Raw genomic sequence first — 7052 nt, 5'->3', positions numbered from 1 at the left:
GAGACAGGTCTTCGCCACCTCCGCCGGCGGGCTCGGCGACGTGGCCGTGTACGCGGCGGTCTTCCTGGTGCTGATCGCCGTCTGGTGCCTGGCGGGCAGGTTCTTCGCCACCCGGCCGTTCGTGGCGCGCGCGCTGAGCCGCTGGGGTCACATCCTGCTGCCGGTCGTCCTGATCGCACTCGGCGTGCTGATCCTCGTCGAGGGCGGCGCCTTCGGCCTCTGAACGCCTCAGAAACGCCTCTCGCCTCAGAAACGCCTCTCGCCTCAGAAACGCCTCTCGCCTCAGAACGCCTCGGCATCCGGGTCGAGGGCCGCGCCTCCGGTCTCTGAACGGCTGAACATCCGAGTCGAGGGCCTCCGGCCGCTGAACGCCCGCACACCCCGGGAGGAGGCGGCGGCTTCGGCTCTGAGCGATCACCCCGGGACGAGCCCCGGCCGGAAGGCTACGCTCCCGAGCATGAGCGCACTTTGGGAGCCCACTGCGGCGGGGGTGCTGCGCCTGCCCTCCGGCCGTCTCGTCCGCGGCCGTGGCCTCGGCCACCCCCTCCCCGACGGCCCGCTTCCGGCCTTCGCCCTCTACCTGCTGGGCAAGCGGCCACCCGAGGCGAAGTGGGAGCACCGCTGGGTGCGCTGGCCCGACTTCCGGCTGCCCTCCGACCGCGAGGAGGCCACCCGGGCACTGCGCGAGGCGTGGGAGCGCGCCGAGAGCGAGCGCGTCGAGGTCGCCTGCCACGGGGGGCGCGGCCGCACCGGCACCGCCCTGGCCTGCATCGCCGTGCTCGACGGCGTGCCGAACGACGAGGCGGTGGCGTACGTACGGGAGCACTACTCCCCGCACGCCGTCGAGACCCCGTGGCAGCGGCGGTTCGTCGGCCGTTTCGGGCGTGCGCTCGACCGTCGGTAAGGTCAGCCCACGTCGACCGTCTCGGCCTTGTCGGCAGTGTGCCTGCCCGCAGCGGGCGCACGCCCGCCCAGCGTCAGCCCCACGGCCAGGCAGATCAGCGGGATCGCCGGGATCACGTACCGGACGTCGAAGGCGGCCAGGAACGGCGGCGAGGCGACGAGCGCGAGCGCGGCCAGACCCGGCAGCAGCGCGTCCCACCGCCGCCTGGCCAGGGCGGCGACCAGTGTCCCCACCAGGGCCAGCGTGAGCAGCGGGAACGGCACGTAGCCGAAGCGCTGGTAGGCCCGCAGCCACCCGGCGAACGGCTCCACCACCCGCGTCGCGGCCGGCCCCGCCTCGTACGACTCCGCCACGCCCCGCACCGACTCGTTGATGGGCCGCTCGGAGGAGGGGAACTTGTACGGGGTCTTCTCGTCGGGAGCCGTGCGCTCCCAGCGCAGCAGCTGCGTGAGGTCGGTCGCGACCGCCCCCAGGTAGCCGCCCGGCTGGGCGAGGATGGCCTCCCGGGCGAACTCCCCGGCGAGCTCGTTGCGACGGGCCGTGCCCGGCACCTTGAGCAGCGGCGAGAAGCTCTCCCACAACCAGTGAGGCGGGTACGGCCGCTGCTCGACCGGCATGTCGGGGCAGAGCACGGCGAGACGCTCGGGCGGCTTGATCACGTCGCAGTCGGCGAAGCTCATGGTCCGCGACCACAGGAAGTTCCCGTCGGCCTCGGTCAGCGCGAACTTGCCCTTCTCGGCCTTCGTCCACGTGGCGTACGCGCCCAGCGGGATCGCCCCGGCGACCAGCAGCGCCACCAGCGGACGCCAGCCGTAGCGCCGGACCAGCAGGTAGACGGCGGCCAGGATGAGCAGTGGCAGGCCGACCGTCCTGGTGATGCCGGCCAGGCCCAGCAGCATGCCGCCGGTGGCGGCCGTCGCGGGCGAGACGCGCCAGACGAGCAGGACGACCGCGGCCGTGACGAGCACGATGAAGATCGCGTCCGCCATGATCATGTGTTCCAGCAGGATCAGGAACTCGTCGTACAGCAGCGGCGTGACCAGCAGCGTCGCCCCCCAGCCCGGCAGGCCGCGGCGGCGCAGCAGCGCGTAGATCGCCACCGCGAGGCCCAGCATGAGCAGATGCTGAAGGACGGTCACCAGCGTCAGGCTGTGGGCGGGGCGCAGCAGCGCCAGCAGCAGTGAGTAGCCGGACGGCCGGGTCGTGCCCGGCTTCAGCTCCTCGCTCAGGAAGGCGAAGGAGTCGCCGTAGAACAGGATGGCCGGAGGGAAGCCGAGCACGGCGAGCACGCGCAGCCCGACAGCGGGCACCATGGCGATGACCAGCGCGCGGTGGGCCACCATGAATCCGCTTCCTCGTGACATCTCAGGACGGGCCACCACAATAGTGGCTGTATCGCTCACCCAGCAGGTGAAGCCGGACGAGAGCCGCGTGCGAAAGCGGCGTCGTCAGGTCGGCGACGTCGCGCCTGGCAGATGCCCTCCAGCGACTGCCCGGTGAGGCCGGGGCCGCCCGGCACCGGGATGTCGCCGTGGGGGTAGAACGGGCTCAGCCGCACCCATGGCTGCTCCGCCCTCGACGTCACGTCGATGACGACCGCCCCGGGGAACTCCCTGGCGAGCGAGGCCGCGGAGCGCCGGCGGCCGGCGAGGTGGATGCGCACGGCGCTCATGATGCCGACCGCCACCGACAGAATCCGAAGGCTTGTCCGAAGGGAATTCCGAATGACATTCTGAAATTGCGCGAGCAGCCCGCCCCCGAGCTCGGAGGGATTGCATGGCCACTGTCGACAAAGAGGCACTGCACAGGAAATACCGCGAGGAGCGCGACAAGCGGCTGCGCCCGGACGGAAACGACCAGTACATCCGCCTCACCGGCCGCTTCGCGCACTACCTGGACGACCCGTACACGCCGGTGACCGAGCGCGCCCCGAAGACCGACCACGTGACGGTCGCGTTCATCGGCGGCGGGTTCGCGGGGCTGGTCACCGGGGCGCGGCTGAAGGAGGCCGGCGTCGAGGACGTGCGCATCGTCGAGAAGGGCGGCGACTTCGGCGGCACCTGGTACTGGAACCGCTACCCGGGCGCGCAGTGCGACACGGCGTCGTTCGTGTACATGCCGCTGCTGGAAGAGACCGGCCACATGCCGACCGAGAAGTACGCGCACGGCCCCGAGATCCTCGAACACTGCCGCCGCATCGGCAAGCACTACGGCCTGTACGACAACGCGCTCTTCCACACCGAGGTCCTCGACCTCACCTGGGACGAGGCGCGCTCCCGCTGGACGATCAGGACCAACCGCGGCGACGCGTTCACCGCCCAGTTCGTCGCCATGGGCATCGGCCCCCTGCACGTGCCGAAACTCCCCGGCATCCCGGGCCTCGACTCCTTCCAGGGGCATGCGTTCCACACCAGCCGCTGGGACTACGCGTACACGGGCGGCGACCCCTCCGGGGCTCCGCTGGGCCGGCTGGCCGACAAGCGGGTGGCCATCATCGGCACGGGCGCGACGGCCGTCCAATGTGTGCCGCACCTCGCGCGCGCCTGCCAGGAGCTGTACGTCTTCCAGCGCACCCCCTCGTCGGTGGACGTGCGCGACAACCGCCCCATCGACCCGCAGTGGTTCGCCGAGGTCACCGCGACGCCCGGCTGGCAGCAGCGCTGGCTGGAGAACTTCACCGCCAACCAGGCGGGCGGCCTGGCCGACGAGGACCTGGTCATGGACGGCTGGACCGACATCGCCCGCCGCTTCCGCTCCCGCATCAGAGGCATCCCGCGCGCGGAGCTGAGCCAGGAGACGATGCTGGCCGCCTTCGAGGACGCCGACTTCGAGAAGATGGAGGAGATCCGCGCCCGTGTGGACGCCGTCGTCCGCGACCCCGACACCGCGCGCCGGCTCAAGGCCTGGTACCGCCAGCTGTGCAAGCGGCCCTGCTTCCACGACGAATACCTCCAGGCGTTCAACGTGCCGGGCACCCACCTGGTCGACACCGACGGCAAGGGCGTGGAGCGCATCACCGAGAAGGGCGTGGTGGCGGCCGGCCGGGAGTACGAGGTCGACTGCGTCATCTACGCCTCGGGCTTCGAGGTCGGCACCGACTACACCCGGCGGGCCGGCTACGACCTGGTGGGGCGCGGCGGGCTCAGGCTGTCGGAGCACTGGGCGGACGGCATGCGCACGCTGCACGGCGTCCACGTGCACGGCTTCCCGAACGCCTTCATCGTCCAGCCGACACAGGGCGCCAACCTGATCTCCAACATCCCGCACAACCTGACGGAGGCGGGCAGGACCATCGCCGTCACCGTCAGGCACGCCCTCGACCACGGGTACGCCGAGGTCGAGCCCACCAAGGAGGCCGAGGACGCCTGGGTCGAGCTGCTGTTGTCGGGCGCCGGCCCGCTCCTTGGCTCCCCCGACTGCACCCCCGGCTACTACAACAACGAAGGCCGCGACCCGGGACTCAAGGGCCGCCTCAACGTCGGCTACCCGCACGGCGCGATGGCCTATTTCGGCTACATCGACCAATGGCGGCGCTCGGGCGACTTCGACGGCCTCGCCTTCCGTTCCGGAGAAATCGGGACCTGAGGGTCCGGTACCGGACCCACGGTGAGGAGGCGCGCCGGGGGAGGGCTGCTGCACGAGGTGGCGGCCCTGGTGGCGCGGCAGTCCGGGTTCGAGTGCTTCGAGTCGCGACTCGGCCGGCCGCTCGCGGAGGTCGCCGACCCGGCCGCCGGCGCGGGCCACATCGACAGAAGAGAGACCAGCAGCACGAACCGACCGCTCGGGGATGAATCCGACGACGTGCCCCCGGTGCGCGGCTTACCGGGAAACCTCCACCTAGCACTACTGCCAGGCCCGACCGCCGGCGGATAGCGTCGCAACGTGCGCGACAGGACAGCGTTGGAAGCCCTGACCAGGCGCCCTCTACCGTTCCTCGGTTCGGCGTGGCCCTGGCGGAGTGCGGCGTACCTGCTGGCCAGCGTCGTGCCCGGGGTGGCCGCGGTGCTGACCGCCGCCGCCGCGGTGCGCGCCGGGCTCGTCGCCCTGCCGCTCGGCGTGCTCGCCGGCCTCGTGGTGCTGGCCCTGTCGATCCCGCTCGTCGCCCGCTTCGAACGGCTGCGCCTGCGCCTGGTGGACGGCGTGCCGGTGCCGCAAGCGCCCGACAGGCGCAGGCGCGAGGCCGGGCTGGCGGTCATGACCGTGCTCGCCATGTGGTGGATCGACCTGATCATGCTGGCGTTCACGGTCATCGGGCCGCTCCTGCTGATCCTCACCCCGGTCGTGCAGACCGACATCGTCGCGATCGTCAGCGTCGCTTCCTGCGTCGCGGGCGTGCTGCTGCTGCCGGTGGCCGCGTACACGATCACCGCGTGGGGCGGGGCGCGGGGGGCGATGGCGCGGGCGATGCTGGCGCCGCAGAGCTCCGAGCTGGCCGAGGTGCTGCGCTCGCGGGCGCGGCTGGTGGACGCGTTCGAGATGGAACGCCGCAGGATCGAGCGTGACCTGCACGACGGCGCCCAGCAGCGGCTGGTCTCGCTGTCGATGTCGCTCGGCATGGCCCGGCTGGACCTGCCGGACGACACGCCCGTGGGACGGCTGGTCGGGCGGGCGCACGACGAGGCCAAGCAGGCGCTGGCCGAGCTGCGCGAGCTCATCAGGGGCGTGCACTCCCAGGTGCTCACCGACCGGGGCCTGGCCGCCGCGGTCCACGACGTGGCCGGACGCTCGCCCGTCCCCGTGGACGTGGACGTCGAGCTGCCCGGCCGGTTGCCCGCCCCGGTCGAGGTGACCGCGTACTACGTCGTCAGCGAGGCCCTCGCGAACGTCGCCAAGCACAGCCGGGCGACCCGCGCCGCCGTCACCGGCCGCGCCGAGCGCGGCACGCTGGTCGTCGAGGTACGCGACGACGGCGTCGGCGGCGCCGATCCGGGCAAGGGAACGGGGCTGACCGGGCTGGCCGACCGGCTGGCCGTGGTGGACGGAAGACTGTCCCTGTCGAGCCCGGCGGGCGGGCCGACCCGCGTCCGGATGGAGATCCCGTGCCCGTGACGAAGGAGGAGAGCCCGTGCGCGTGGTGATCGCCGAGGACGCCGTCCTGCTCCGGGAGGGCCTCGTCGGGCTGCTGGAGCGCTTCGGCCACACCGTCGTGGCCTCGGTCGGCGACGCGCCCGCCCTGGTCGAGGCCGTCGCCGAGCACCGGCCGGACGCCGTGGTGACCGACGTGCGCATGCCGCCCGGCTTCACCGACGAAGGGCTTCGGGCGGCCCTGGAGCTGCGCGAACGCCACCCCGACCTGGCGGTGCTCGTCCTCAGCCAGTACGTCGAGCAGACGTACGCCGCCGAGCTGCTGGGGTCGGGCGCCGGCGCGGGCATCGGCTACCTGCTGAAAGACCGCATCGGCGACGTACGCGAGTTCGTCGAGGCCCTCGACCGCGTGGCCGCCGGCGGCACGGTCGTCGACCCCGAGGTGGTGCGGCAGCTCCTGCGCCGCCGGCGCGACCCGCTGGCCCGGCTCACCCCGCGCGAGCAGGAGGTGCTCGGCCTGATCGCCGAGGGCCGGTCGAACGCCTCGATCGCCAAGGAGCTCTACGTCACCGACGCGGCCGTGGCCAAGCACATCGCCAACATCTTCACGAAGCTCGATCTGCCGCCCGCGGCCGACGGGCATCGCAGGGTGCTGGCGGTGCTGGCGTACCTGCGGGGCTGATCAGGACAGGCAGAACTCGTTGCCCTCGGGGTCGGCGAGGGTGACCCACCAGTTGGGCCCCTGGCGACCGCGGTGCAGCTCCTTCGCGCCCTTGGCGGTCAGCCGCGCGACCTCGTCGTCGATCTTGCCCGCGCCGACCCGGATGTCGAGGTGTACGCGGTTCTTGACCTGCTTGGGCTCGGGCACGAGTTGGAACAGCACGCGCGGAGCGCGTTCGAGGCCGTCGGGGTGCCGGATGGCCGCGCCCGACTTCCACACCAGCGCGCCGTTGTGCACGGTCGTGTCGTCGTCACCGGCGTAACCCTTCTCGATCATCTCCCGGATGAGCGCCTCATCCTGTGGCTCCACACGCCAGCCGAGCGCGTCGGCCCACCAGTCGGCCAGCGGATGAGGGTCACCGGTGTCGATGACGACCTGGAAGTCATATGCCATAGACCGATC

General features: G+C 72.1%; 9 protein-coding genes. 6 read left to right on the top strand and 3 right to left on the bottom strand.

Translation table 11 applies throughout. The features are described 5' to 3' along the window. On the top strand, nt 1-223 hold a 223-nt coding region (locus tag E1286_RS20525), incomplete at its 5' end, for a cadmium resistance transporter (protein WP_187368192.1). Between the two features lie 234 nt (nt 224-457). Continuing rightward, the gene (locus E1286_RS20520) at nt 458-904 is read left to right on the top strand and encodes a protein-tyrosine phosphatase family protein (protein ID WP_132614881.1); all 447 of its coding nucleotides are present in this window, start codon (nt 458-460) and stop codon (nt 902-904) included. A gap of 2 nt (nt 905-906) precedes the next feature. Here E1286_RS20520 and E1286_RS20515 read toward each other — a convergent pair whose 3' ends face one another. Then, nucleotides 907-2247, bottom strand: a complete 1341-nt coding sequence (locus E1286_RS20515) for a hypothetical protein (RefSeq protein WP_132614879.1) — start codon at nt 2245-2247, stop codon at nt 907-909. Between the two features lie 56 nt (nt 2248-2303). Then, nucleotides 2304-2591 carry a DUF6939 family protein gene (locus tag E1286_RS20510; RefSeq protein ID WP_187368191.1) on the bottom strand — a complete coding sequence of 96 codons (288 nt, stop codon included), beginning with the start codon at nt 2589-2591 and terminating at the stop codon, nt 2304-2306. 89 nt (nt 2592-2680) lie between these two features. Between E1286_RS20510 and E1286_RS20505 the strand changes: the two genes are divergently transcribed. Genes E1286_RS20505 through E1286_RS20495 form a run of 4 tightly spaced genes read left to right on the top strand, consistent with a single transcriptional unit; the run spans nt 2681 to nt 6611 of the window. Beyond that, the gene (locus E1286_RS20505; RefSeq protein WP_132614877.1) at nt 2681-4489 is read left to right on the top strand and encodes a flavin-containing monooxygenase; all 1809 of its coding nucleotides are present in this window, start codon (nt 2681-2683) and stop codon (nt 4487-4489) included. A gap of 21 nt (nt 4490-4510) precedes the next feature. After that, on the top strand, nt 4511-4777 hold the full coding sequence (locus tag E1286_RS47920; RefSeq protein WP_165969816.1) for a hypothetical protein: 267 nt from the start codon (nt 4511-4513) through the stop codon (nt 4775-4777). 9 nt (nt 4778-4786) lie between these two features. After that, entirely contained in the window at nt 4787-5953 is a 1167-nt protein-coding gene (locus E1286_RS20500) for a sensor histidine kinase (RefSeq protein ID WP_132614875.1), read from the top strand. Between the two features lie 16 nt (nt 5954-5969). After that, the gene (locus E1286_RS20495) at nt 5970-6611 is read left to right on the top strand and encodes a response regulator (RefSeq protein WP_223190154.1); all 642 of its coding nucleotides are present in this window, start codon (nt 5970-5972) and stop codon (nt 6609-6611) included. On the opposite strand, the gene E1286_RS20490 is transcribed toward E1286_RS20495, so the two are convergent. Beyond that, the gene (locus E1286_RS20490) at nt 6612-7043 is read right to left on the bottom strand and encodes a VOC family protein (RefSeq protein WP_132614873.1); all 432 of its coding nucleotides are present in this window, start codon (nt 7041-7043) and stop codon (nt 6612-6614) included. Nucleotides 7044-7052 lie beyond the last annotated feature (9 nt).

The sequence above is a fragment of the Nonomuraea terrae genome, from assembly GCF_004348995.1.
In the GTDB taxonomy this organism is placed as follows: domain Bacteria; phylum Actinomycetota; class Actinomycetes; order Streptosporangiales; family Streptosporangiaceae; genus Nonomuraea; species Nonomuraea terrae.
This window is presented reverse-complemented; position numbering and strand designations above follow the sequence as displayed.